General features: G+C 68.6%; 15 protein-coding genes. 7 read left to right on the top strand and 8 right to left on the bottom strand.

Annotated elements, in window-relative coordinates:
* The first annotated feature begins 48 nt into the window (after positions 1 to 48).
* Entirely contained in the window at positions 49 to 1137 is a 1089-nt protein-coding gene (locus tag J4E04_RS20215) for a LacI family DNA-binding transcriptional regulator (RefSeq protein ID WP_056444302.1), read from the top strand.
* Here J4E04_RS20215 and otsB read toward each other — a convergent pair.
* Positions 1134 to 3686 carry a trehalose-phosphatase gene (otsB, locus tag J4E04_RS20210; RefSeq protein WP_222633161.1) on the bottom strand — a complete coding sequence of 851 codons (2553 nt, stop codon included), beginning with the start codon at positions 3684 to 3686 and terminating at the stop codon, positions 1134 to 1136. The two genes, J4E04_RS20215 and otsB, sit on opposite strands and share 4 nt — an antisense overlap.
* Before the next feature lie 232 nt (positions 3687 to 3918).
* Here otsB and J4E04_RS20205 point away from each other — a divergent pair, with 232 nt between their 5' ends.
* Together J4E04_RS20205 and J4E04_RS20200 are read left to right on the top strand one after the other, a co-directional pair.
* Positions 3919 to 4212, top strand: a complete 294-nt coding sequence (locus J4E04_RS20205) for a WhiB family transcriptional regulator (RefSeq protein ID WP_027506434.1) — start codon at positions 3919 to 3921, stop codon at positions 4210 to 4212.
* Positions 4213 to 4342: 130 nt separating this feature from the next.
* The gene (locus J4E04_RS20200; protein WP_027506433.1) at positions 4343 to 4600 is read left to right on the top strand and encodes a DUF2277 domain-containing protein; all 258 of its coding nucleotides are present in this window, start codon (positions 4343 to 4345) and stop codon (positions 4598 to 4600) included.
* Here the strand turns inward: J4E04_RS20200 and J4E04_RS20195 are convergent.
* Complete coding sequence (locus J4E04_RS20195) at positions 4594 to 5757, bottom strand: globin domain-containing protein (protein WP_027506432.1); 1164 nt, start codon at positions 5755 to 5757, stop codon at positions 4594 to 4596. The two genes, J4E04_RS20200 and J4E04_RS20195, sit on opposite strands and share 7 nt — an antisense overlap.
* Before the next feature lie 206 nt (positions 5758 to 5963).
* Here J4E04_RS20195 and clpB point away from each other — a divergent pair, with 206 nt between their 5' ends.
* Positions 5964 to 8510: an ATP-dependent chaperone ClpB gene (clpB, locus tag J4E04_RS20190; RefSeq protein ID WP_490149474.1), complete on the top strand. Its 2547-nt coding sequence runs from the start codon at positions 5964 to 5966 to the stop codon at positions 8508 to 8510.
* Between the two features lie 10 nt (positions 8511 to 8520).
* Here the strand turns inward: clpB and J4E04_RS20185 are convergent, their stop codons facing one another.
* The 4 genes from J4E04_RS20185 to J4E04_RS20170 all read right to left on the bottom strand — a co-directional run bounded on the left by J4E04_RS20185 (position 8521) and on the right by J4E04_RS20170 (position 13627).
* Positions 8521 to 9696, bottom strand: coding sequence for a GTP-binding protein (locus J4E04_RS20185; RefSeq protein WP_490149473.1), 1176 nt, complete (start codon positions 9694 to 9696; stop codon positions 8521 to 8523).
* Between the two features lie 22 nt (positions 9697 to 9718).
* Entirely contained in the window at positions 9719 to 11491 is a 1773-nt protein-coding gene (locus tag J4E04_RS20180; protein WP_056695869.1) for an EAL domain-containing protein, read from the bottom strand.
* 65 nt (positions 11492 to 11556) lie between these two features.
* Positions 11557 to 13152 carry an MFS transporter gene (locus J4E04_RS20175; protein ID WP_490149472.1) on the bottom strand — a complete coding sequence of 532 codons (1596 nt, stop codon included), beginning with the start codon at positions 13150 to 13152 and terminating at the stop codon, positions 11557 to 11559.
* Between the two features lie 106 nt (positions 13153 to 13258).
* Complete coding sequence (locus J4E04_RS20170) at positions 13259 to 13627, bottom strand: VOC family protein (protein WP_222633156.1); 369 nt, start codon at positions 13625 to 13627, stop codon at positions 13259 to 13261.
* Between the two features lie 95 nt (positions 13628 to 13722).
* Between J4E04_RS20170 and J4E04_RS20165 the strand changes: the two genes are divergently transcribed.
* Positions 13723 to 14667, top strand: coding sequence for a helix-turn-helix transcriptional regulator (locus J4E04_RS20165; protein ID WP_490149471.1), 945 nt, complete (start codon positions 13723 to 13725; stop codon positions 14665 to 14667).
* A 32-nt stretch (positions 14668 to 14699) separates the two neighbouring features.
* Positions 14700 to 16232 (top strand): HNH endonuclease signature motif containing protein, encoded by a 1533-nt coding sequence (locus tag J4E04_RS20160; RefSeq protein ID WP_490149470.1) that lies wholly within the window; start codon positions 14700 to 14702, stop codon positions 16230 to 16232.
* A gap of 18 nt (positions 16233 to 16250) precedes the next feature.
* On the opposite strand, the gene J4E04_RS20155 is transcribed toward J4E04_RS20160, so the two are convergent.
* Positions 16251 to 17657: an amino acid permease gene (locus tag J4E04_RS20155; protein WP_027506428.1), complete on the bottom strand. Its 1407-nt coding sequence runs from the start codon at positions 17655 to 17657 to the stop codon at positions 16251 to 16253.
* Positions 17658 to 17775: 118 nt separating this feature from the next.
* On the opposite strand from J4E04_RS20155, the gene J4E04_RS20150 reads away from it, so the two are divergent.
* Complete coding sequence (locus J4E04_RS20150) at positions 17776 to 18666, top strand: hypothetical protein (RefSeq protein ID WP_490149469.1); 891 nt, start codon at positions 17776 to 17778, stop codon at positions 18664 to 18666.
* An 82-nt stretch (positions 18667 to 18748) separates the two neighbouring features.
* Here J4E04_RS20150 and J4E04_RS20145 read toward each other — a convergent pair whose 3' ends face one another.
* Entirely contained in the window at positions 18749 to 24217 is a 5469-nt protein-coding gene (locus J4E04_RS20145; protein ID WP_490149468.1) for an ATP-binding protein, read from the bottom strand.
* Positions 24218 to 24381 lie beyond the last annotated feature (164 nt).

Here is a 24381-nt window from a genome sequence, read left to right as displayed (position 1 = left end):
ACCGTGCCGGAGCCGACGTGCGCGACCCCGACCGGATACCGTCTCTTCATGGCGAGGTCGACGGAACCGCGACGGATGGCCACGCTCGCGTCGCTGGCCGCCGAACTGAACGTCTCGCGCACCACCGTGTCCAACGCCTACAACCGCCCGGACCAGCTCTCACCCGAGATGCGGGAACGTGTGCTCGACGCGGCCAGGGCCCGCGGTTATCCGGGGCCCGACCCGGTCGCCCGCTCGCTGCGCACCCGGCGCGCCGGTGCGGTGGGGCTCGTCCTCACCGAGGCGCTCAGCTACTCGTTCTCCGATCCCGCCGCCGTGCAGTTCCTCACCGGCCTCGCCGAGTCGTGCGAGCGGGCCGGACGCGGTCTGCTGCTCATTCCCGCGGGGCCCGCCTCGACGCCGGAGGACGCCGCGGCCGTCGTGCAGCAGGCGGGGGTCGACGCATTCGTCGTCTACTCGGTGTCCGACGACGATCCGCACCTGACGGCGGTCCGTGACCGTCATCTGCCGACGGTCGTGTGCGACCAGCCTCGGGACGCGGAGGACACCTCGCTCGTCGGAATCGACGACAGGGTGGCGATGCGACGGATGGCCGAGGAGGTGCTCGCGAGGGGCCACACTCGCATCAGCGTGGTCTGCATGCGGCTGCGCCGCGACCGGCACGACGGACTCGTCGATCCGGAACGCCGGAGCGGCATCACCTTCCATGTCCAGCGCGAGCGTCTCGCCGGCATCCGCGACGCGATGATCGCGGCCGGCGTCGATCCCGACATCGTGATCGTCGAGCGCTTCGACCACACGCGGGAGGCCGGACGGTCGGCGGCCGCCGAGGCGCTCCGGGCGGCGCCGGACACCACCGCGCTGGTGTGCACGTCCGACGTGCTGGCTCTGGGTGCGCTCGATCACTGTGCCGCGCAGGGTGTCTCAGTACCCGAACAGATGTCGGTCACCGGTTTCGACGGGGTCGACGAGGCGCGCCGCATCGGCCTGACGTCGGTGCAGCAGCCGGTCCTCGAGAAGGGTCGGCTCGTCGGTGAGATCGTGCTGGGCGTCAGCCATTCCGGGGTGGACCGGACCGAGCACCTCCCGACGCATCTGCTCGCCGGGGTGACGCTCGGCCCGGTGCGGACCGGCTAGCGGGCCAGCAGCTGGGCGCAGCGCAGCAGGCCGAGGTGGCTGTAGGCCTGCGGGTGGTTGCCCAGCGAGCGCTCGGCCACGGGGTCGTACTCCTCGCTCAGCAGGCCCGTCGGGCCTGCCGCGGCGACGAGCTGGGTGAAGAGCGCTTCGGCCGGAAGTCGCTGCCCGATCAGAAGATACGCCTCGACGAGCCAGGCCGCGCACAGGTGGAACCCGCCCTCGCCGCCGGGGAGGCCGTCGTCGTGGTGGTAGCGGTACACCGTGGCGCCGCTGCGCAACTCTGCCTCGGTCGCGGTGACCGTCGCCGCGAAGCGCGGGTCGCTCGGATCGATGAGACCGGACAGGCCGATGTGCAGGGTGGCCGCATCGAGATCGGTTCCGCCGTACGCGGCCGTGAAGGACTGCGCCTCATCGCTCCAGCCCTTGTCGAGCACCTGACGACGGATGACGTCACGCAACGTGCTCCAGCCGAGTTGCGCCTCGCGGCCGTACGCCTCGGCCAGGGTGATGGCGCGATCGACGGTGAGCCAGCACATCACCTTGGAGTAGACGTGGTGGCGTGGGTTGCCGCGGATCTCCCAGATGCCGTTGTCCGGCTCGGACCAGCGTCGCTCGACGGCGTCGACCATGGCGCACACCAGGTCCCAGTCCTGATCGGTGAGCACCTCGGCGTTCGCGGTGACGCCGCTCGCGGTGCGGGCGCGTGCCAGTGTCGCGATGAGATCGACGATGGGTCCGAAGACGTCGAGCTGCACCTGCTGGTTGGCCGCGTTGCCCACCCGCACGGGGCGGGATCCCGCGTACCCGGGCAGGGCGTCGATGACGGCCTCGGGCGGCAGCGACTGCCCCCACAGCGTGTAGAGCGGGTGCAGGCGTTCCGGTCCGGGGACGGTCTCGAGCACGTCGTGCACCCAGTGCAGGTAGTTCTCCGCCTCGGACAGCGAGCCCAGGGACACCAGCGCGGACGCAGTCAGGGCCGCGTCGCGCAGCCAGCAGTAGCGGTAGTCCCAGTTGCGGACACCGCCGATCTCCTCGGGCAGCGACGTCGTGGCCGCGGCCATGATCGACCCGGAGTCGGCGTGCACCAGGCCGCGCAGGGTGAGCGCGGACCGCTTCATCAGATCGGGCTTGAGCTGGGGGAGGGTCAATCCGGCCGCCCAGTCGTGCCAGTAGGACTCGGCCTCGGCGCGACGCTCGGCTTCGGGCACCTCGGACGGGCCCAGATCCGACGTCCCGCAGCGCAATTCGAGGATCACGGGACCGGTGGACGGATCGATCTCCGCCCGCGCGGTCTCCTGGCCGTGCTCGCTGGTGACGGTCCAGGTGATGCCCGGCGCGCGCAGCACCATCGGGTCGTTGGTGCCGAACACGCGGAGGCCGTCGTCCTCGGCCTCGAGCCGGACGCGTGCCTGCCCGAACTCGGGGCGCGGCGCGAACGTGACCACGGCCTTGGCCTTGCCGGTGATCACGCGGGTGAAGTCGGTGCGATCGCTCGGCACGTCGTGCGCGAGGTAGTCGTCGACCTGCAGGCTGGCCCAGCGGGTCTGCACCGTCATGGTGCTGTCGATGTACTGCTGGCTCAGCGGGAGGGACGGACGCAGCGGGCCGACGGTGAAGTGGCCCGCCTCGTCGCCGCCGAGCAGGTGTGCGAAGACGGCGGCGGAGTCGGGTTCGGGGTGACACAGCCACGTAAGGCCGGCCTCGGGCGTCAGGAGTGCCACCGATCGTGGGCTCGCCATCATGGTGAGACGCTCGATGCGCGGGGCGTCCGCACCGGAGAGCCAGGTGCGGCGCTCCTCCAACAGGAACGCGAGCGCCGCGGCCACCTGCTCGAGGGTGTCGACGCGGTAGCCGGCGAGCGACTCACCGTCGCCGACCTTGACGCCGATGTCCGGCCCGTGCAGCCGTCGGAACGCCTTCTCGTCGGTGACGTCGTCGCCGAAGAAGACGGCGGCGGAGGCGCCGCCCTGGTGCCGCAGGATGTCGAGGGCCTGGCCCTTGTCGGTCGCGATGACGGCGAGCTCGATCACGGACTTGCCCTCGGTGACCTGCACGCCGTCCCAGGTGGCTGCGCCCGCACGGACCTCGTCGAGGGCGCGCTGTCCGGCCTCGGGGTCGGCGTTGCGCACATGCAGAGCGGCGCTGGCGGGCTTGGTCTCGACGCTGATGTTCGCGCCGCGGGACGCGACCGTGCGGAGCTCGGCGACCACGCGCTCGAGCAGTGCCGTCGCCTCGCCGCCGAGCTCGGTGACGAAGCCGGCGTCGAACTCGGACCCGTGGCTGCCCACGAGCTGGACCTCGACGGGCAGGCGGGAGAGGATCGCCAGGTCACGCAGCGCGCGCCCCGAGATCACAGCAGCCTGGGTGCCGTCGAGACCGGCGAGAGCGCGGAGTGCGCGGACCGATTCGGGCAGCGGGAACGCCTTCTGCGGGTCGGAGACGAACGGCGCCATGGTGCCGTCGTAGTCGGAGGCGACCAGCAGTCTCGGCACCCGCGCGACGCCGACGAGGGCGCGGCGAAGGTCGAGGGGGAGGTCCACAGCGCTCACAGCGCACGACCTGGACGGTGACCGGGGCTTCTCACTCGGTCAAACCTAGGCGACGGGGGCCCTGCTCGCCTCATCGGGGAGAGAGGTCCGAGGAGCGGCCGCGAGGGTGTCTGTGACTCGCGATGACTGGAAATCGTGTGTCACGACTATTCGCATTAACTTTTTGGACGATTGTTCGTAATGTAATACTGAGAGCGTGACGTCGCATACGAGGCGAACAACGAGGAGCGTCATGTCGAAGCCCGTCCAGTTACCCGAGCCGATTGCCACGACGTGGGAGTGGCAGTTGAACGGATTGTGCCGCGGTATGGATTCTGCCGTCTTCTTCCATCCGGAAGGTGAACGGGGACATAAGAGAACAGCCCGCGAGGAGCAGGCCAAACGGGTCTGCGAGCAGTGCCCCGTGCTGATGCGGTGCCGTGATTACGCGGTGGCCGCCGGTGAGCCGTACGGCGTCTGGGGTGGTTTGTCGGCGCCCGAGCGGATGCTGGGAAATGCGCTTTCCGATCAGCGCGCAATCGGTTGAACAGATGAATTCACGGTGATCGAAAACTGCACGAAGCTTGAATTGGTGGACATTATCCGACGCGGTGCCTGTACAGCGTAAAGCTCTTCGGGTGTTCCCCTCGGACGGTGCCCGGTCTACCGTGATTCGCATGTGCCGAAACATCACCGAACTGCGCGGCCTCGAGCCTGCGGCGACGGACGAGGAGATCGAGGCGGCCGCGCGTCAGTACGTGCGCAAGGTCAGCGGACTCCGCACACTGTCGGACGCGAACCGGGACGCCTTCGAGACCGCCGTGGCCGAGGTCACCGCGTCGACCACCCGGTTGCTGAGCGTGCTCCCGCCCCGCAAGCAGCCGCCACAGACGGTGCCTCCGCTACGCCGCCTGGCGCACGCGCACCCTCACTGACCCAGGGGATCGTGCTGGACGTTCTGCATCGGCGTCCCCACCTTGCGCAGTGCGTACAGAGTGGTGCGCACCATCGACGGTGACCCACACACCTGGATCTGCCGATCGGCCCACGATCCGAACCGCGTGACCACCTGCCCGAGCTTGCCCACCATGGTGTGGTTCATGCCCGGTGGGAACTCGCGTGCCGGACCGGGCCGCCACCACGGCTCCTCGGGCTGCTCCACGACCGGCACGATGGTGAGCCACGGGTTGGTGCGTGCCAGGTTCCACAGCGTGTCCAGGTCGTAGAGGTCGCTCGGATACTCGCCGCCCACGAACAGATGCACCCGCGGATTACGGCTCCGCATCGCCATGTCCATCAGCTGCGCACGCAGGGGGGCGATGCCGGTGCCACCCGCGATCATGAGCACGTCCTCGCTGCCCGGCGACGTGTCCACACTGAGTCCGCCCAGCGGCGGCCCGAGCAGCCAGCGGTCGCCCACTGTGGTCTCCGAGACGATGGCCGGACTCACCCAGCCGGCCGACACTCGCCGGACGTGGAACTCGATGCCGCGGTAGTCGTTGGGTGCGATCGCGGGGGAGAGGTACCGCCACATACGTGGACGCTGCGGGATCTGCACGCTGAGATACTGGCCGGCGGCGAAGGGAATGTCGGCGTCCGTCTGCAGGCGCACGATCGCGAGGTCGTCGAGCACGCGATGGTGCTCGACCACCGTCGCTCCCCAGTACGGCGGCAGGTCCTCGGTGTCGGCCCCGACGGCCATCGAGTTGCAGATCATCGACACCACGCGGCGCCACGCCGCGTCGGTCTCGTCTGTCCAGACGTCCGGGTCCGCCGTGGTGCGGAACGCGTCGACCAGCGCGTTCTGGGCGGCGAGGAAGTGCGCGCCGGTCAGGCCGTGCTTGCGGTGGTCACGCCCGAGTTGATGCAGGAAGGGCAGGAAGTCGCGGTCGTCGAGGTGCCGGACGACGTGGTCGACGGCGCGCAGCAGGCGGTGCCGCTGCTGATCCATGGCGGCGGGGAAGAAGCCGCGGAAATCGGGGTACTCGGCGAACAGCCGAGCGTAGAAGGCGCCGGCCACGGTGTCCGCGCCGTCGTCGGACAGCGCGGAGGCAACTCCGGCGCGCACTCGCGCCAGGGCCTGCGGGTCCAGCAATGGGCACCTTCGATGGTCGTGGCGGGTGACGGGTTCGTGCGCGAGTGGTGTGTCCGAGAGTAGTGGTCGTGTCCGGTCACGGCCAGCGCGCTGGGCGGCGCCCTCCTGCGTGATGCGGCGTCAACAAACTTGAGCGGAATAGACTCAAGTCAACTAAGGTTGTTCTCGTCGACACACCCGTTCGACCCGAAGGAAGGTGACCGGTGGACTCGTTCACTCCCACCACGAAGACCCAGGCAGCGTTGACCGCTGCACTGCAGTCGGCATCCGCAGCGGGCAACCCGGACATCCGGCCGGCTCACCTGCTCGTCGCACTGCTCGACCAGACGGACGGCATCGCCGCGCCGTTGCTGAAGGCTGTCGGCGTCGACCCGAGCGCGATCCGCTCGCAGGCGCAGACTCTGGTGGACCGCATGCCGTCGGCCACCGGCTCCACCACCCAGCCGCAGCTCGGACGTGACGCGCTGGGCGCGATCACCGCCGCTCAACAGCTGGCCACCGAACTCGACGACGAGTACGTCCCGACCGAGCACCTGGTGGTCGGACTCTCGACGGGCGATTCCGATGTCGCGACGCTGCTCCAGAGGAACGGGGCGACACCGGCGGCGCTGCGCGAGGCGTTCACCACCGTGCGTGGCAGTGCCCGCGTCACGAGCCCGGACCCGGAGGCGACGTACCAGGCTCTGGAGAAGTACTCGACCGACCTCACCGAGGCCGCACGCAGCGGCAAGCTCGATCCGGTCATCGGTCGCGACACCGAGATCCGTCGTGTGGTGCAGGTGCTCTCGCGCCGTACCAAGAACAACCCGGTGCTCATCGGTGAGCCCGGCGTCGGCAAGACCGCGATCGTCGAGGGCCTCGCGCAACGCATCGTCGCCGGCGACGTCCCGGAGAGCTTGCGCGGCAAGACCGTCGTGTCGCTCGACCTGGGATCGATGGTCGCGGGCGCCAAGTACCGCGGTGAGTTCGAGGAGCGGCTCAAGGCCGTGCTCGACGACATCAAGAACTCGGCCGGCCAGGTCATCACGTTCATCGACGAGCTGCACACCATCGTCGGTGCGGGCGCGACGGGCGAGTCCGCCATGGACGCGGGCAACATGATCAAGCCGATGCTCGCGCGTGGTGAGCTGCGGTTGGTGGGCGCCACGACGCTCGACGAGTACCGCAAGTACATCGAGAAGGACGCCGCACTCGAGCGCCGGTTCCAGCAGGTGCTGGTCGGTGAGCCGTCCGTGGACGACGCGGTCGGCATCCTGCGCGGCCTCAAGGAGCGGTACGAGGTGCACCACGGTGTGCGCATCACAGACTCCGCCCTGGTCGCCGCCGCCACACTGTCGGATCGCTACATCACCTCACGGTTCCTGCCGGACAAGGCCATCGACCTCGTCGACGAGGCCGCGTCCCGCCTCCGCATGGAGATCGACTCGCGTCCGGTCGAGATCGACGAGATCGAGCGTGTCGTGCGCCGACTCGAGATCGAGGAGATGGCGCTGGCCAAGGAGACCGACGACGCGTCGAAGACCCGTCTCGAGAAGCTGCGCGGTGAGCTGGCGGACAGCAAGGAGAAGCTGGCCGAACTGAGCACGCGCTGGCAGAACGAGAAGAACGCCATCGATTCGGTGCGCGACCTCAAGGAGCAGCTCGAAGCGCTGCGCGGCGAGTCCGAGCGGGCCGAGCGCGACGGTGATCTGGGCAAGGCCGCGGAGCTGCGCTACGGACGCATCCCGTCGCTGGAGAAGGAGCTCGCGGAGAAGACCGCGGCCACCGTTCCCCAGGGTGACGTGATGTTGAAGGAGGAGGTCGGTCCGGACGACGTCGCCGACGTGGTCGCGGCGTGGACCGGTATCCCCGCGGGCCGGATGCTCGAGGGTGAGACGGCGAAGCTCCTCCGCATGGAGGACGAGCTGGGCAAGCGTGTCGTCGGTCAGGACGACGCGGTCCAGGCCGTGTCCGACGCGGTGCGCCGCGCTCGTGCCGGGGTGTCCGATCCGAACCGGCCCACCGGGTCGTTCCTGTTCCTCGGACCGACGGGCGTCGGCAAGACGGAACTCGCGAAGTCGTTGGCGGACTTCCTGTTCGACGACGAGCGCGCCATGATCCGTATCGACATGAGCGAGTACAGCGAGAAGCACTCGGTGGCTCGGCTGGTCGGTGCCCCGCCCGGATACGTCGGGTACGAGGCCGGTGGTCAGCTGACCGAGGCCGTGCGTCGTCGGCCGTACACGGTGGTGCTGTTCGACGAGGTCGAGAAGGCGCACCCGGACGTGTTCGACATCCTGCTCGCCGTGCTCGACGAGGGCCGTCTGACCGACGGTCAGGGCCGAACGGTGGACTTTCGCAACACGATCCTGATCCTCACCTCGAATCTCGGTGCGGGTGGCGACAGGGACCATGTGATGGCGGCGGTGCGCAGCGCGTTCAAGCCGGAGTTCGTGAACAGGCTCGACGACGTGGTCGTCTTCGACGCCCTGAGCGAGGAGCAATTGCAGTCCATCGTCGACATCCAGCTGCTGCAACTACAGCGCCGCCTGTCGGCTCGTCGACTCACGCTGGACGTCACGCCGTCGGCCCGGTTCTGGTTGGCCGTACGGGGTTACGACCCGCAGTACGGCGCCCGGCCGCTGCGTCGGCTCATCCAGCAGGCCATCGGCGATCAGTTGGCCAAGCTGTTGCTGGCGGGCAAGGTCGTCGACGGTGACACGGTCACGGTGGACACGTCGGAGGACGGCGCGACGCTCGAGCTGAGTTGAGATCGACGCGTCAACCGTGCACGTGAACATCGATCGTCCACTCGGGCAACGGGTCCGGATAGCCCCTCCAGGCGTCCGGACCCGCTGTCACCTCCGCGTCTGTCAGCAGTGCGGTGTCGAGAAGGTCACGAACCATGTCCGGGCGTAGTCGTACTCCGATGACGACGATCTCCTGGCCGGCCGGAACGTCGATCTCCGACCACGGTTGCGCACCGTCGATGGTGAGGTTCGGGCCCGCTTGCGACCACACCGCCGCCCGGTCCGGTCGCGACGCGATCCAGCAGAAACCTTTGCTTCGCAACACATCGTGCAACCGGTCGAGTGTTCGGTTCAGGCGCGTGGGGTGGAACGGCCGGTCGGCGGTGTAGACGAAGCTCGAGATGCCGAACTCCTCGCTCTCCGGCACGTGGGTGCCGGTGAGCTCGTCGTCCCAGCCCGGGGCGAGTAGCGCGGCCTCGGGGTCGTAGAGACCGGTGTCGAGGATTCGGGCGGGGTCGATGGCCCCTTTGATCGTGCGCACGACCTCGGCGCGGGGATTGAGCCGTCGCACGGCGGCGTCGGTGGCTCCGGCGAGAGCGTCGGAGACGAGGTCCGTCTTGCTGATCAGCACGATGTCGGCGAACTCCACCTGGTCCACGAGGAGGTCCGAGATGGATCGCTCGTCACCCTCGGCGACATCGAGCTCGCGGTCGTCGAGTGTGTCGCCGCGGGAGATCTCCGTGAGGAAGGTGGAGGCGTCCACTACCGTCACCATCGTGTCCAGGCGGGCCAGGGTGCCGAGGCTGACGGGCGCGTCGCTCTGCGGCTCCAACTCTCGGGGCTCGAAGACCCAGTCGAACGATGCCGCGACGGGCAGGGGCTCGGAGACACCTGTCGATTCGATCAGCAGGTAGTCGATGTCGCCTGCCGACGCCAGCGTGCCCACGGCCTCGATGAGGTCGTCGCGAAGCGTGCAGCAGATGCAGCCGTTGGTGAGTTCGACCAGCCGCTCCTCGGTGCGGACCAGCGTGGTCGACCCGGTGACCGACCCGTCGATGAGCCTCGCGTCGATGTTGATCTCGCTCATGTCGTTCACGATGACCGCGACCCTGAGACCCTGCCGGTTCGCGAGCACGTGTTCCAGGATGGTGGTCTTGCCGGCGCCGAGGAAGCCGGACAGGACGGTGACGGGGAGCAGAGGGGCCATGCCTTGATGATAATCATTGTCATCAAGAAGTCGGGTGGGGGGTGTCCCTCACGAGCAGTTCCGAGGCGGGTGCGGGGCGGCCGAGCAGGTATCCCTGCACCAGATCCGCTCCCACCTCGCGCGCCGTGGCGAGTTCCTCGGCGGTCTCCACGCCCTCGAAGATGCAGACGGCACCGATCTCCCGCGAGAACGTGACGATGCTGACGGCGGCGGCACGACGCATGGGGTCGGTGTCGATGCCGCGCACGATCGAGGCGTCGAGTTTGACCACGCCGGGACGTAGTTCCACCAGTTGGCGCAGACCCGAGTAGCCGGTTCCCACGTCGTCCACCGAGATGAGGACGCCCGCCGAGCGCAACATCTCGACGGCGACGCCCATCCCGTCGTAGTCGTCGATGCGGTCGTGTTCGGTCACCTCCACGATCCAGCGTCTGCCCCTGTCTCCGCGCCCGATCAGGTCCGCGGCGAGATCGCTGGACAGGATGGTGTCCGCCGAGGTGTTGACCGCCACGAAGGCACCCGATGGCAGCACGCTGGACGCGGTGATCGCCGCGTGGATGGCACTGAGTTCGAGGTCCACGCGCAGGCCGACGGTCGACGCGTCGGTGAACCACGTCTGCGGAGAGCCGTACCCGTCGGGGAATCGCGACAACGCCTCGTAGCCGACGACGGCTCCCGTGTCGGTGGTGCAGACGGGCTGGAAGACGATGCTTGGGCCGCCCGACGCGATGAGCGCCGCGATACGGTCGCGCAGGTCCGCCGACGCGGACGCCCGACTGGCGTGGCGACGCTGCATCGTCGCCTCCGCACGCGTCATCAGGTGGTGCAGCGTGGTGCCCACGTCGGCATGCGGGTCGACGGTCTCCGCCACCGAGCCCGTCAGGACCGTGACCGGTGCGCTGCGCAGAGGGGTGCTCTCGAGTCCGGTGGCCAGATCCCGCATCGCGCGATCGGCGGAACCGTCCGGGCCGACGAGAAGCACACACAGGAACTGCGAGGTGCTCAACCGTGCCGCGACGGCGTCCGCCGGAGCCTCGGTGGTGAGCCGCTCGGCGATCTCCTCGAGCACCTCCCGGCCCGAGCCGCGGCCGAAACGCTGCTCGACGTCCGCGAAGTCGGCGATCTCGACGAAGACGCCGAGAGCGGTGCGGCGACTCTGCACGGACTGCGATTGCGACGTCACCCGGTTGTAGAGCCCGCGTCGCGTCAGCAACCCCGTGAGTGGATCGCGTTGCGAGGCCTCGACCTGTCGGCGGAGGTAGGAGACGTACATGCGGATGACGAAGGGCGTGGCGAACATGCTCATCAGCGCGAGCGTGCGTGACAGCACGAGCCAGATCTCCGTGCCCTGCTCGACCGAGACGGCGGCGAGCACGACGAGCAGGCCGCAGGAGAAGGCGACATGCAATGTGAGGGTGAGGGTGTCGGTGAACGCCGCTGCGAACAGGGAGACCAGCACCAGTACGGCGCATGCCGGCATCGACAGGAACGCGGAGTCGTACATCGTCACGACGGTGAGCACGCCCACGTCGGCGTAGACGACGTAGGCGGTCTCGAAGTGCCTCGGACGCGTGGTCGTGAACCAGGCGACCGCGACGGGAACGGTCGTGGCGGAGAACAGAAGTATCCACACCGCGCCGCCCGGTCGGAGGGCGTCGGAGGGCAGGAGCAGCAGGCCGGCGACGCCGACGAGCACCGTGATGCCCGCGATGACGGCGCGAGATCGTTCTGCTGGTCTCGGCGTCAACGCGAGAAACGACAGAACCGGATCAGGACTGATCCGCTGTGATCTCACGACGACTCGTTTCGACGGTCTGCGGCGCCGGAGTGCGCTGGGAATCAGCACGCTCCGACGTCAGACTACCGGCGGCGAGTTCGTGCTGCGGCCAGAACCGAGTCGGCGGCGGGCTTCCACGGCATGCAGATCGCGACGGCCACGGCGCACGCCAGGCACGCGGACACCGTGACGTACGAGGCGAACTGGAATCCCTCGAGGCTTGCGGACTTCATCGCCAGAATCAGTTCCGCCTTCTGCTGTTCGAACAGCGACGGCGTGGGACGCTTCGCCATCTCGATCACCGCGATGACGGTTTCGGACGCGAAACCCTTCTCGCCGTCCGTCATCAGCGACGAGGGCACCGCATCGACCAAGGGGGTGACCCGCGCGGAGTAGACCGAGGCGACGATCGAACCCAGTACCGCCACACCGAGTGTGCCGCCGATCTCGCGTGTCGTGTCGTTGACCGCCGACCCGGCGCCTGCGCCGTCCAGGTCGACCGCGGACATGATGGAGTCGGTCGCGGGTCCCTGGACGACGGCCAGTCCCAGCCCCATGAGGACCATCGACAGCAATACCGGGCCGACGTAGGGCGTGTCCACGGTGGTCTGGCCGGCGATGGCCATCCCCGTGCTGACGATGAGCAGACCCAGCACGATGACGGCGGTGGCACCGAAGCGCTGAGCGATCAGCGTGGCGATCGGTGCGCCCACACCCACGGCCACCGCGAACGGCAGTGAGTGCAGGCCGAACTCGAGCGGTGAGTACTCGCGGACGCCCTGGAAGTACTGGGTGATCATGAACAGGAAGCCGAACATGGAGAAGTAGCCGACGGCGATCGACAGGGCCGGGAGCGAGAAGCGACGGTTCGCGAACAGAGTCAGATCGAGAACCGGAGCGGCTGTGCGCTTCTCCCACGCGAGGAAGCCGGCGATCGCCACGGCGGAGAGCGCGTAGCCGGCGAGCGAGGTGGACGACAGCCATCCGCGATGCGGGGCCTCGATGATCGTCCACACCAGTGCCGTGATCGCCACCAGTGAGGACACAAGTCCGACGACGTCGAAGCGGCCGACGTGCTCGGCGCGCGACTCCGGGACCAGAACCCGAGCGGCGAGGGCCACGACGAGTGCCACGGGCACGTTGATCCAGAAGACCGAGTGCCACGAGAAGTGTTCCAGCAGATAGCCACCCGCGGTCGGACCGATCGCGATGGCGAAACCGGCCATGGCCGTCCAGGCGGCGATGGCCAGTGCCTTCTCGCGGGGGTCGGTGAAGATGGTGATGATCATGGCCAGCGTCGCCGGGAACACTGCCGCCGCGAAGACGCCCATGACGGCGCGTGCCGTGATGACCTGACCGAGGTCACCCGACAGCGCCCCCACCACCGACAGTGCCGCCACCCCGAGCAGGCCGATGATCATGACGCGGCGGCGTCCGTACCGATCGCCGAAGTGCCCGAGCGCCAACAGGAAGCCGGCGAACGTCAGTGTGTAGGCATCGACCACCCACTGCAGGCCGGACATCGAGGTCTGGAGCTCGACGCCGATGGACGGCAGCGCGACGTTGACGATGGTGTTGTCGAGGACCACCAGCAACTCGGCCGCGCAGATGACGAGGAGCGCCAGCGCGCGGCCTCGCCCTGACAGCGAGGTGGTGGGTGGTGCCTGATGCAGTGCCATGGAACCCCGCTCCGTCGGTTCTATGCGATAACGCATAGAAGGTGGACAGAAGGTAACTGTGTCGCTGCGTCACGGTCAATCGAGTGTGGTGGCCGTCACGCTCGGGTCAGTCGACGGGGGCGACTCGGACGAGGTTGCCGTCCGGGTCGGCGACCACGAACGTCCGACCGAACACGTCGTCGTGGGGCGATTCGACGACGACGAGTCCGGCCGTCGTGGACCAGTCCCGGAACACGTCGTCGATCCTCGACGCCGGGCCGGGCAGCATCACCCCGATCTCGGACGTCCGCGGAGTGGCCGAGTGCGCATGGTCGGGGCGCCCGCTCCACAGAGCGAACGTGACGGTTCCGCCCGCGTCGAAGGCGACGTAGCGGGGGCTGCGGAAGGTCGCCTCGATGTCGAACAGCCGACTGTAGAAGTCGGTCGCGCGGTCGATGTCGGTGACGTAGACGAGAAACAGATTGGGTGCGGGCACGAGGACGCTCCTGTGTGAGTGAGGTGGATGACGGACTCCATGAAGCGCGCCATACCTGCCAGAAGCTGTCACCTATTCGGCGCACAATTCCTGTCATGACGTCCTCCCGACTTCTCGCCCTTCTACTGCTGCTGCAGACCCGGCACCGCATCACCACGGGTGAACTCGCGGAACGTCTCGAGGTGAGTCGGCGCACCGTGCTGCGCGATGTCGATGCCCTGTCGGCCGCCGGGGTGCCGGTGTACGCCGAGCGCGGACGGCACGGCGGGATCGTGCTGTTGCCGGGGGCACGACTCAATGCGTCGTACCTCGAGCCGGCAGAGATGGACGCGGTGACGCTCGCCGGTCTCGACGAGGAGCAGCGTGAGCGACTCGGTGTGACCGGGACGCACGATATGGCGATGCGCAAGATCGCGGCGCGTCGAGCAGGCGTCGAGGCGGCGAGCCGCAGTCTCGCGGAGCTGGTCGTCGTCGACAACACGAGCTGGTTCGCACCCGGTCGTGACGTCGTGAACGTCGGGGATCTGGCACTAGACCTTCGTTCCGGCCGCCGACTCCTTCTGCGCTACAGGCGAAGCGGAGCGCTCGAGGCAGAAGCGGTGGTGGTCGATCCGTACGGTCTCGCCGCGAAGGCCGGACGGTGGTATCTGGTCGCCGACGTCGGTGGGCGCGGACGGCTGTTCGCACTGGCGCGGTTGGACGGGTACGAGGTCACGGCCGAGTCGAGTCACCATCGTTCCGTCGGCCTGCGCGGTGTGTGGTCCGAGCTGTCCGCGGCGGTGGAGGCGCCTGGCGACGTGATCGTCACGGCTCGTCTCCGTTCGAACAGAACGGATCTCGCCCACCGTGTGCTCGGATCGCGCATCACCGCGAGCGAGCCCGCCGGAGACGGCTGGACGCAGATGTCGATCAGATACTCGACCATCGAGGGGGTACGGCAACTGCTGCAGTTCGCCGATCATCTCGAGGTGGTGGAGCCGCGCGAGGCGCGGACACGTGTCGCTGAACTCGCGGCAGACCTCGCTCGTCGACATTCCTGACGGTGTCGGTGGCTCCTGTTACCTTCGCACACATGTTCGAGTCGGGATGGGCGCAGCAGAATCCGGAGGCCATGGGCCTTCCGGTGGCTCTGACCGATGCGTCGATCGAGGAGGCTCTGGACACCGTCGTTCACGCGACCGCCGGCCTCGGCTTCCTGGAGTGGACTCGCTACCGGGCGGCCGCGCACCTCCACGCCCTGATCGTCGCGCCGGTCGAGGCCTCGGACCGCCGACGCCTGGACGCGGCGACGCAGTGCGCCGCCCGCATCGCCACCGTGCTGTCCGTCAGTCAGGGTGCCGCCGACGGCATTCTCTTTCGCGCCCTTGTGCTGCGCGATCGCCTGCCGCGTGTCGCAGAGTGTCTGCGGGACGGGCTGCTCGCGCCGAAACACCTGCACACCATCGTCACTCGTACCGATCTGGTGGACGGCCGCGACTACGCCGACGAGGTCGACGCCGAGATCGCTGCCGCCCTTCGGCGTCGCCGTTCGTGGTCCGACACCCGGCTGCGGGACATGGTCGACTGCATCGTTCATCGTCATGATCCTGATGCAGTGCGCGAGAGGCGCATCAAGGCCAAGGAGAATCGCTCCTTCTGGGTCGAGAACGCTCCCGACGGCATGGCGGCCGTCGGTGCCACCCTGGCGGCCGAGGACGCGTTGCTCGTCGCAACCCGTGTCGAGGCTCTTGCTGCGAACGTCTGCTCGCGCGATCCGCGCAGCCGCAATGCTCGCGCGTCCGACGCGCTGTTCGCGCTCGTCACCGGCACCGGATTCGGTTGTCACTGCGGCGATCCCACGTGCACACACACGGAGACCGACCCCGACTCGATCAGCGCGACCACCGTCGTCGTGCACGTGGTCGGTGACGCGGCCACCCTGGATGCGGCCACCCCAGCTGCAACGAGCCCGGAAGGTGCAGCCCCCGACACGTCCGGCCGCTCCGGCTTCCTGCACGGTCACGGTGTCATCTCGCCCGACCACCTGCGGGATCTGGCGAACCGTTCCGATGCCGTGCGTCGACGGATGGACGCGACGCCCGCAGCCCATCAGCCGGCCGACCCGTATCGGCCCAGCGCGGCACTCGAGACGTTCGTCCGTGCCCGCGACCAGTACTGCACGTGGCCTGGATGCAACAACCCGGCGGTGACGGCGGACCTCGACCACGTCACCGAGTACGACCACGACGACCCGGCCGCCGGTGGACAGACCACGGCGGTGAATCTCAACGGCAAGTGCCGCTTTCACCACACTCTGAAGACGTTCACCGACTTCCTCGACGATCAGTACCCCGATCCGGAGCTACCCGGCAGAGTCCTCTCGACCGTCACCACCCCGGAGGGTCGCACCGTTCCCGGTCCGGCTCACAACGGATACGACCTCCACCCGGAACTGGCCGACGTCACCTTCGGCGACCCGGTGGTGCACCCGCCGCCCGGGACCGAGTCGCCACCGACGAGACGACGCACTCGCCTTGCGGCCGTTCATGCGCGGCGACGCGCCGAACGGGCACGCAACCGCCGAGCTCGAGAAGCCGCAGCGATCGACGACCCGCCACCGTTCTGAACGACGGTGGCGGGGCTGTCAGACGCGCGCGGATTCGGCGGCGGTCACGCGTCGCTGACGCAGGACACCGGCCACGACGGTGACCGCTGCCAGCACCGCGGAGAAGCCGATGGCCGTCCGCTGCTCCGGCATGATCACCATCATCACGAGGACGACGACGATGAAGCCGATCGCCAGATACGTCAGCCACGGATACAGCCACATGCGCACCGGAGGTCGGCGACCCTCCCGGTCGAGCGTGCGCCGCAACACCAACTGGCTGGCCGCGATGGCGAGGTACACGAAGAGAGCCACGGCACCGGTGGTCGCGAGCAGGTACCCGAACAGTTTCTCCGGCAGCGCGTAGTTGCCGACGACGGCCACGAATCCGAGTGCGGTGGAGGCCAGTACGGCGACGTAGGGCACGCCGCGGCTCGACACCTTGCGTACCGCCGCGGGGGCGTCCCCACGCTCGGACAGCGAGAACAACATGCGGCTCGCCGTGTACAGCGCGGAATTCAGGCACGATGCGACGGCGGTGAGGATGACGACGTCCATGATGCGGTCAGCGTGCGGAATGTTCATCTGCCCCAACACGAACTGGTACGAGCCGGTCTCGGCGTCGAGCTCCGCGGCCGGCACCAGGGCGACGACGATGAAGATCGAGCCGAGGTAGAAGATCATGATGCGCCAGATCACCGAGTTGACCGCGCGGGTGATGCCCTTCTTCGGATCGGGCGACTCCGCGGCGGCGATGGTGACGATCTCGGTGCCCATGAACGAGAACATCGTCGTGAGCATGGCGGCGATGACCGCACCGAAACCGAAGGGCATGAACCCGCCGTCCGACCACAGGTGCGACACCCCGCTGACGTCGCTGCCCGGCAGCAGACCCAGGATCGCGAGCACGCCGAGCGCGATGAACCCGATGATCGCGACCACCTTGATGAGAGCGAACCAGAACTCGAACTCGCCGTAGTTGCCCACGCTCAGCAGGTTGGTGACGGTGAGGATCAGCGTGATGGCGAGCGCCCAGATCCACTGGTCACCGCCGATCCACGACGACATGATCAGCGCACCGGCCGTGGCCTCGACCGGGATGACCAGCACCCAGAACCACCAGTAGAGCCACCCGACGGAGAACCCGGCCCAGTGGCCGAGCGCGCGGGTCGCATACGTGGAGAACGATCCGGTGTCGGGGTTGGCGGTCGCCATCTCCCCGAGCATGCGCATCACCAGGACGACGAGGATGCCGGCGAACAGATACGACAACAGCACGGCGGGGCCGGCCAGGTTGATCGCGGTCGCGGATCCGACGAACAGTCCGGCGCCGATGACACCGGCGATCGAGATCATGGTGATGTGACGTGGTTTCAGGCTGGTTCCCAGAGCGCCGGGTTGTCCGGTCGCGCTGACTGGGTCCGCGTCCTTGTTGTCGATCGACATGTCAGTTCTCCTCGTGAGATGCGAACCTTCCGAGTCGATCACAACGGTCGGTTCGGTGCCCGGCGCACGGCACATCTCGTCCGATTTGCCCGGTCTTTTCGGGGACTATCCTGAGGTCATGACGACGCCGACCGGACCGCGCGACAACGACGACTCGGCTCGCGACCGCGACCAGCCGACGGAGTACCTCGGCACTCCCGGTCACACGTCGGATCCGGGCCAGGCCTACGGGCAGTCCGGCTACAACCCGACCGAGGCGCTCCCGGCAGGCGACTGGTACGCCCAGCAACCGCCGTACGAGCAGGGCTACCCCCAGCAGCAGCAGTATCCGACTCAGGGCTACCCGACACAGCAGGGTTATCCGCAGCAGCAGGGCTACCCGACACAGGGCTATCCCCAGTACCAGCAGCCCCAGTACCAGCAGCCCCAGTACCAGCAGCCCCCGTACCAGCAGCCCCCGTACCAGCAGAACCAGTACCAGCAGAACCAGTACGGCGAGGCGCCCTTCCTCGAGAACGGCGACAGCAAGCCCCCGCGCGGTCCGAAGACCGCACTCATCGTCGTGGCGGCGCTCGTCGTGATCGCACTCATCGGCACCGGGGCCTATCTGCTGTACGACTCGACGTCGTCCTCGCGCACCGCGGCGCCGGCCATCACGCCGCGCTCCGCCCCGCCCACGACCACGGCGCCGCCGTCGACGAGTGTCCCGCCGCTCGGCTCGCTGCCGGGTCTGGAGCAGATTCCCGGGGGAGTGGGGGAGGCGCTGGGGTCCCAGGGGGCCTCCGTGGGCACGATCATCTCGAACGACGGCACCACCATCGTCATGGACGGGATCGGCGGGTCCACCGTCACCGTGGTGACGAACGCGAACACGCAGATCCTCGCGCTCGGCGCCGCCACGGTCGTGGACCTCGCGCCCGGCACCTCGATCGTGGTGCAGGGCACCCCGCTGGCCGACGGGTCCATCACCGCCGAGGTCATCGTCAGCGCCGGTATCGGCTTCAACTGACGCCGGGGCGTCGACCGACGCCACCGAACGAGAGACACCCTCCCCCGCAGACGCGGGGGAGGGTGTCTCTCTGTCGATCAGGTCAGGCCTGGCGGGCCATTCCGCGCTCGATCGCCGCGACGATCTGCGGGCGCAGTTCGGCGGCCGCCACTATGTGGTGCACCGAACCGACGGTCCGCGCTCGCTCGATGTTGTGCACCGCCTCGAACTCGGACGCCACCTCACCGAGCTTCTCCGAGCGCACCGCGGTGCGGGTGGCCGACAGCTCCACCTGCAACCGGGCCCGCTCCGTGTCGTCCTCGGAGGAGTTCATGCGTGCCTCCAGATCGCGGACGGACGGGTCGGATGCGGTGCGCTTGTTGACGTCTCGCGTGAAGACGACGGCCGCGGCCGGTGCACCACCGAGGACGGACGCGAACGATCCCTCGACGGCCAGCACCTCCATGTTCTCGTTGAGCGCTCCGGAGAACACCACGAACGCGCCGCCGTGATACCGGGAGACCACGCAGAACACGATCGGTCCGTCGAAGTTGACGATGGCACGGCCGATCTCGGCGCCGTACTCGAGCTGCAGGTTGCGCAGCGACTCCGGTGACCCGTCGAAGCCGGACAGGTTGGCCAGCACCACCAGCGGGCGGTTGCCGCTGGCTGCGTTGATCGCACGGGCCGTCTTCTTGGACGAGCGGGGGAACAGCGTTCCCGACGTCCACTGGTCGGGGCCGTCGGACGGGAACCATCCCTTGCGCGAGATGGCACGCGATTCGATGCCGATCACCGACACCGGGTAACCGGCGAGGTGGGCGTCGAAGACGACGGACGTGTCCGCGTCGGCCATGTCGGCCCATCGCTCGAGCACGGCGTGGTCCTGATCGACCACGGCGCGCATGACGGTGCGGATGTCGAACGGCTTCTTGCGCTCGGGGTTGGTGGCCGAGGAGAAGATGTCGCCGACGGTCTTGAAGTCGCTCGACGGGTGGACGTGCGGGTAGGTCCGCACGTCGCGGTCGACCGGGTCGACGGTCGTGGTGCGGCGCGGGAAGCGTTCTCCCGGTGCGCGATACGCATGATCGTAGTGGGCGAAGAGGACGTCGCACGCAGCTCCGAGGTTCGGAGCCCAGTACTGCGCCTGCCCGTTGGGGCCCATGACGCGGTCGTAGCCACCGATGCCGAAGTTGTCCTCCGCGGAGACGCCACCGGAGTAGTCCAGGGACTGCTTGCCGGTGAGCACCATCGCGCTCTCCGGCGTCATCACCAGGATGCCCTTGGTGTGCATGAGCATCGTGGCCTCGGCGTTCCAGTACGGCTGCGCGCCGACGTTGATGCCCGCGACGATCACGTTGATCTCGTGACCGGCCTGCGTGAAGGTGATGATGCGGCGCAGAGCCCGCGACACCCAGTCCATGTTCTCCGTGCCGCTGCCCATGGAGATGGTCGCGCCGGAGGAGAGCGCGAACCACTCGACCGGGACGTTCATCTCCTCGGCCAGGTCGATCGCGGCGACGACGCGCGCACACTCGGCCTCGGCCACCGTGCCCAACGCCTTGGTCGGATCGCCGAACAGGGCGACGCGGGTCATGCCCTCCGGGTGGAGCGCCGTCGGCGTGGACACCAGGCCCACGATGATGCCCGCGGTGTTCTGACCGTACGGACGCGAGATGGGCTGCAGCGCACCGGACTCGTCCAGGTCGTACTCGACGAAGGAACCGTCGCGCTTGGTCAGCACGGGGATCAGCTCGTACGGGTAGACGGTGCCGCGTGCCTGCGAGCGCTGCACGTTCTGCGTGTACGTGTCGAGCGGGCGCATGGGCTCGGTGGGCGGGTCGGTGATCTTGGTGACCACTCCGGTGCCGGGTCGGTACGAGAAGCGCAGGGCCTGCATGGTGGGCTCCGCGCCGGGACGCACCACGACGCGGGCCATCATGGTGATCTCCTCGAGACCGGCGGCCACGGTGAGCGGCGCGAGATGCCGGGCCACGATGCGCAGCTTGTCGAGCGGCAGGTTCAGCACCGGCCACACGTAGAGGACGACGCGATTGTGGTCGAGGCGGCGGTTGCCGCGGCGAGCCTGGGCGCGGCGGATGCCGTCGAGGCACGCGGAGAGCGTGCGCTCGATGGCGGGAACCGAGACCACGTTGCCCTGGGCGTCGAACTGCACTGCGGCGTCGCGGATCTCGGCCAGGGCGACCAGTCGCTCGTCCTTGGGGTTGTCCTTCGCCACCAGATCGAACAGGTACGTGCCGGGTGCGGAGGGGATGCGGGTGCCGTCGAAGTTCTTGAGGCGCCACAGGTCCAGTCGCTGACCGGTGAGCGGATGCAGGTCGCGGAGCGAGACGTCCTCCGTCAGAACGCCTGCCTGCGGCCGGAACGTCACCTGGCGCGAAATGCCGGTGCCGCGTCCGAAGACGGTGACCGTGACGCGACGCCACGACGTGGTCGCCGGGTGTGCGGCGATCTCGGTGCGGAGTTCCTCGACCACCTGGTCGCCGTCCTCGGGAGCGGTCGGCCACGAGAGGTACAGGTCCACCGCGAGGTTCTCGGGTGCCGGCCCCGCGGTCTCGGTGAGCGCCACCAGCGTCGACGAGAGGCCGGCGCGATCGGTCATCGTCGAGAGCAGGTTGACCTTGCCGCCGACGAGGGTGAAGGTGCCCGAGACATAGTGCTGCCCTTCGCGATCGAAGGCCTTCACGTCCTCGAAGTCACGGATCTCGTAGTACTGGCGGGTGATCACCTCGAGCAGGGCGCCCGGGTCGGACATGCGCTGGGAGAGCAGCTCCACGAGCGGCTCCTCCGTGGCGACCAGGGCGTCGATGCGCTCCTGGTGATCGTCGGCGTCGGGCCGCTCGGCCAGGTACTGCAGACTCCCGCGGACACCGTCGTAGACCTGCTCCCGCGCCTTGCGGATCTGCGGCTCGTCGAACAACTGGAAACGGAGGTTGCGGGCGACGTCGCCGATCACCGGGTACCGCACCTGGGTCGCGACGACGAGGCGGTCGAGCACCTCGCCGACGGCGCTGTCCGCGTCGGGGGCGACCGACGGGTCGGCGATCCACCGATCGAGGAGCGCCGCGATGGCCGGCACCTGGTTCTCGATGCGCTGCTGCGCCAGGAAGAGTCGGTAGACGGCCTCCTCGAGATCGGTGCCGCGATCGAGATCGTTCTTGTCGTAGTGCCGCAGTGCGCGAGCCAGCTTGTCGCGGAACTCGTCCGGCAGGCCCTGGACGTCGGCGTCGAGCGACTGCAGGAACGCGTGGAAGTGCTCGCGCGGACTGTGGACGCGCTCGTCGGTGCCCTCTTCGTCCATGGTCGGACGGTTACGCGTCAGCTCGCACATGTCGGCGAAGGTGGTGAGCAGGTCCAGCTCGGCGCGGACCAGCTCGCCGTCCTTGCGCGGGAGTGCCCCGCGCAGAGCGTCGTACTCGGCGATGGTGGCGAGCGCACGGGACGCGCTGACGTCGAATCCGCTGAGGAGAGCCCGCAGTTCGTCGAGACGGGCCAGTGCGTCGATGCGGTCGTCGCGGTCGGCGTCGCCGCACGGCGAGCGGAACTCGACCCGGGCGGTGGTGGAGGCGGCGGCCGTCTCACCGATCGGGTCGACGCGCAGCAACGCCGCGCCGTTGTCGACCTGTGCGTTGACGACGGCGAGCACCTCGCTCACCCGACCGGCAGAGGCGGCGCGCACCGCGGTCTCCATCTTCATGGCCTCGAGGACCACGAGCGTCTGTCCCGCCTCGACCTCGTCGCCCACGGCGACCGGCACGGCGACGACGACGGCGGGGGCAGGTGCGCGCACCAGGCCGGCCTCGTCCTGGCTGATCTGGTGGCTCACGCCGTCGACCTCGACGAGATACCCGGCGGGGCCGGGCACGGTGACGACGGAGTAGCGGGTGCCGTCGATCTCGGCGCGACGCTCGAAGGTGCCGAGCCGCTCGATGTCGATGGTGATCTCGTGGTCGTCGACCGCGACCAGGTAGCGGTGCGGTCCCACCTGGCCGACGGTCAGGCGGTAGCCCTGGCCCTGGTAGTTGAGCTCGACCGTGCGGCCGATGTCGTGGCTGGCGCGGGGACGGCCGCCGCGGGCGGACAGCAGGAACTTGGCGCGCTCACGGGCCTCGTCCGCGTCGTAGGCGTCGACGGCCGCGGCGATCAGTGCGACGTCGGCGACGCGGGTGGGGCCCTCCGCGGTGCCCGCGCCGGTGCGGTCGAGCCAGCCGGTGTCGGCAGTGGCGTCGATGAGCTCCTCGCGGTCGAGCAGGTCGAGCAGGAACGACTTCGTGGTGGTGCCGCCGTCGATGACGACGGTGGTCTCGCGAAGCGCCGTGCGCAGCCGGGCGAGGGCCTCGGAACGGTCACGGCCCCAGGCGATCACCTTCGCGACCATGGAGTCGTAGTCGGGCGGGATGACGTCGCCCTGGGCGATGCCCGTGTCGACGCGCAGGCCCGATCCGAGCGGGAACTTCAGCAACCGGACGGTGCCGGGCGCCGGTGCGAAACCGTTGTCGGCGTCCTCGGCGTTGAGTCGTGCCTCGACGGCGTGACCGAACTCGGTCGGGCAGTCGCCCTCGAGCACGTGGCCGCCCGCGACGAGGATCTGCAGCTTGACCAGGTCGAGGCCCGTCGTCACCTCGGTGATGGGGTGCTCGACCTGCAGGCGCGTGTTGACCTCGAGGAACGTGAAGATCTTCTGCTCGGGCTGGTAGAGGTACTCCACCGTGCCGGCGCCGTGATACCCGGCGGCGCGGACCAGCTCCGCGGAGGCGGCGCGCAGCTCGTCGGCCTGCTCCCGGGTCAGAACGGCCGAACTGGACTCCTCGATGACCTTCTGGTTGCGACGCTGGATCGAGCAGTCGCGGACGCCGGGTGCCCACACGTTGCCGTGGGTGTCGGCGATGACCTGGACCTCGACATGGCGCGCCTCGGTGACGAGCCGCTCGAGGAAGACGACAGGGTCGCCGAACGAGCGCTCGGCCTCACCCTGGGTGCGCTCGAGTGCGAGCTCGAGCTCGTCCTCGGCGAAGACCTTGCGGATACCGCGACCGCCACCGCCGCTGCGCGCCTTGATGATCAGGGGATAACCGATGGCGGCGGCGTGCCGACGTGCATCGGCGCGGGTCTCGACGGGACCACCGCTCCACGGCGCGACCGGGACGCCCACCTTCTCGGCGAGGATCTTGGCCTCGACCTTGTCGCCGAGCAGGCGCATCGAGGCAGCGGACGGGCCGATGAACGTGATGCCCAGGCGAGCGCAGATGTCGGCGAAGGTCGGGTCCTCGGCGACGAAGCCCCAGCCGACCCACACGGCGTCGGCGCGAGCCTCGACGAGTGCGCGCTCGAGTTCTACGTAGTCGAGGTACGGGTTCTGCACGCCCGTCTTGCGGAGCGTGACGGCCTCGTCGGCCTGGCGGACGAACATCGCCTTCCGCTCGGCGTCGGTGTGCAGAGCGATGACGCGCAGAGGCTCGGCGGACCGCGATTCGTTGTTCAGCTCGCGTACCGCTCGGATGAGGCGAACAGCTGCTTCGCCTCGGTTGACTACTGCTATGCGTGTGAACATGCGCTCCGCCGTCTCGAAGGGAAAGTGTCTTCCGAGCCAGTGTGACGGTCCACGAGCGTACTGGCGAGTACATCTCACCAACGCCTGAAAGGGTCGTGATCGGTCACTGACCTGTGGCGATGCGCTACCCACGGGTATACCGGCGGGTAATGACACGATGGGCC

The organism is Rhodococcus sp. NFXS4 (assembly GCF_058139645.1).
The sequence above is the reverse complement of the archived record's forward strand: the minus strand, read 5'-3'. Positions and strand labels throughout refer to the sequence as shown.

Excerpts from the sequence above, each read along its gene's own strand:
- J4E04_RS20215 (WP_056444302.1), top strand. The coding sequence starts at position 49 with ATGGCGAGGTCGACGGAACCGCGACGGATGGCCACGCTCGCGTCGCTG.
- J4E04_RS20165 (WP_490149471.1), top strand. The coding sequence starts at position 13,723 with ATGACGTCCTCCCGACTTCTCGCCCTTCTACTGCTGCTGCAGACCCGG.
- J4E04_RS20185 (WP_490149473.1), bottom strand. The coding sequence starts at position 9,696 with ATGGCCCCTCTGCTCCCCGTCACCGTCCTGTCCGGCTTCCTCGGCGCC.
- J4E04_RS20160 (WP_490149470.1), top strand. The coding sequence starts at position 14,700 with ATGTTCGAGTCGGGATGGGCGCAGCAGAATCCGGAGGCCATGGGCCTT.
- J4E04_RS20145 (WP_490149468.1), bottom strand. The coding sequence starts at position 24,217 with ATGTTCACACGCATAGCAGTAGTCAACCGAGGCGAAGCAGCTGTTCGC.
- J4E04_RS20150 (WP_490149469.1), top strand. The coding sequence starts at position 17,776 with ATGACGACGCCGACCGGACCGCGCGACAACGACGACTCGGCTCGCGAC.
- J4E04_RS20200 (WP_027506433.1), top strand. The coding sequence starts at position 4,343 with ATGTGCCGAAACATCACCGAACTGCGCGGCCTCGAGCCTGCGGCGACG.
- J4E04_RS20205 (WP_027506434.1), top strand. The coding sequence starts at position 3,919 with ATGTCGAAGCCCGTCCAGTTACCCGAGCCGATTGCCACGACGTGGGAG.
- J4E04_RS20155 (WP_027506428.1), bottom strand. The coding sequence starts at position 17,657 with ATGTCGATCGACAACAAGGACGCGGACCCAGTCAGCGCGACCGGACAA.
- J4E04_RS20175 (WP_490149472.1), bottom strand. The coding sequence starts at position 13,152 with ATGGCACTGCATCAGGCACCACCCACCACCTCGCTGTCAGGGCGAGGC.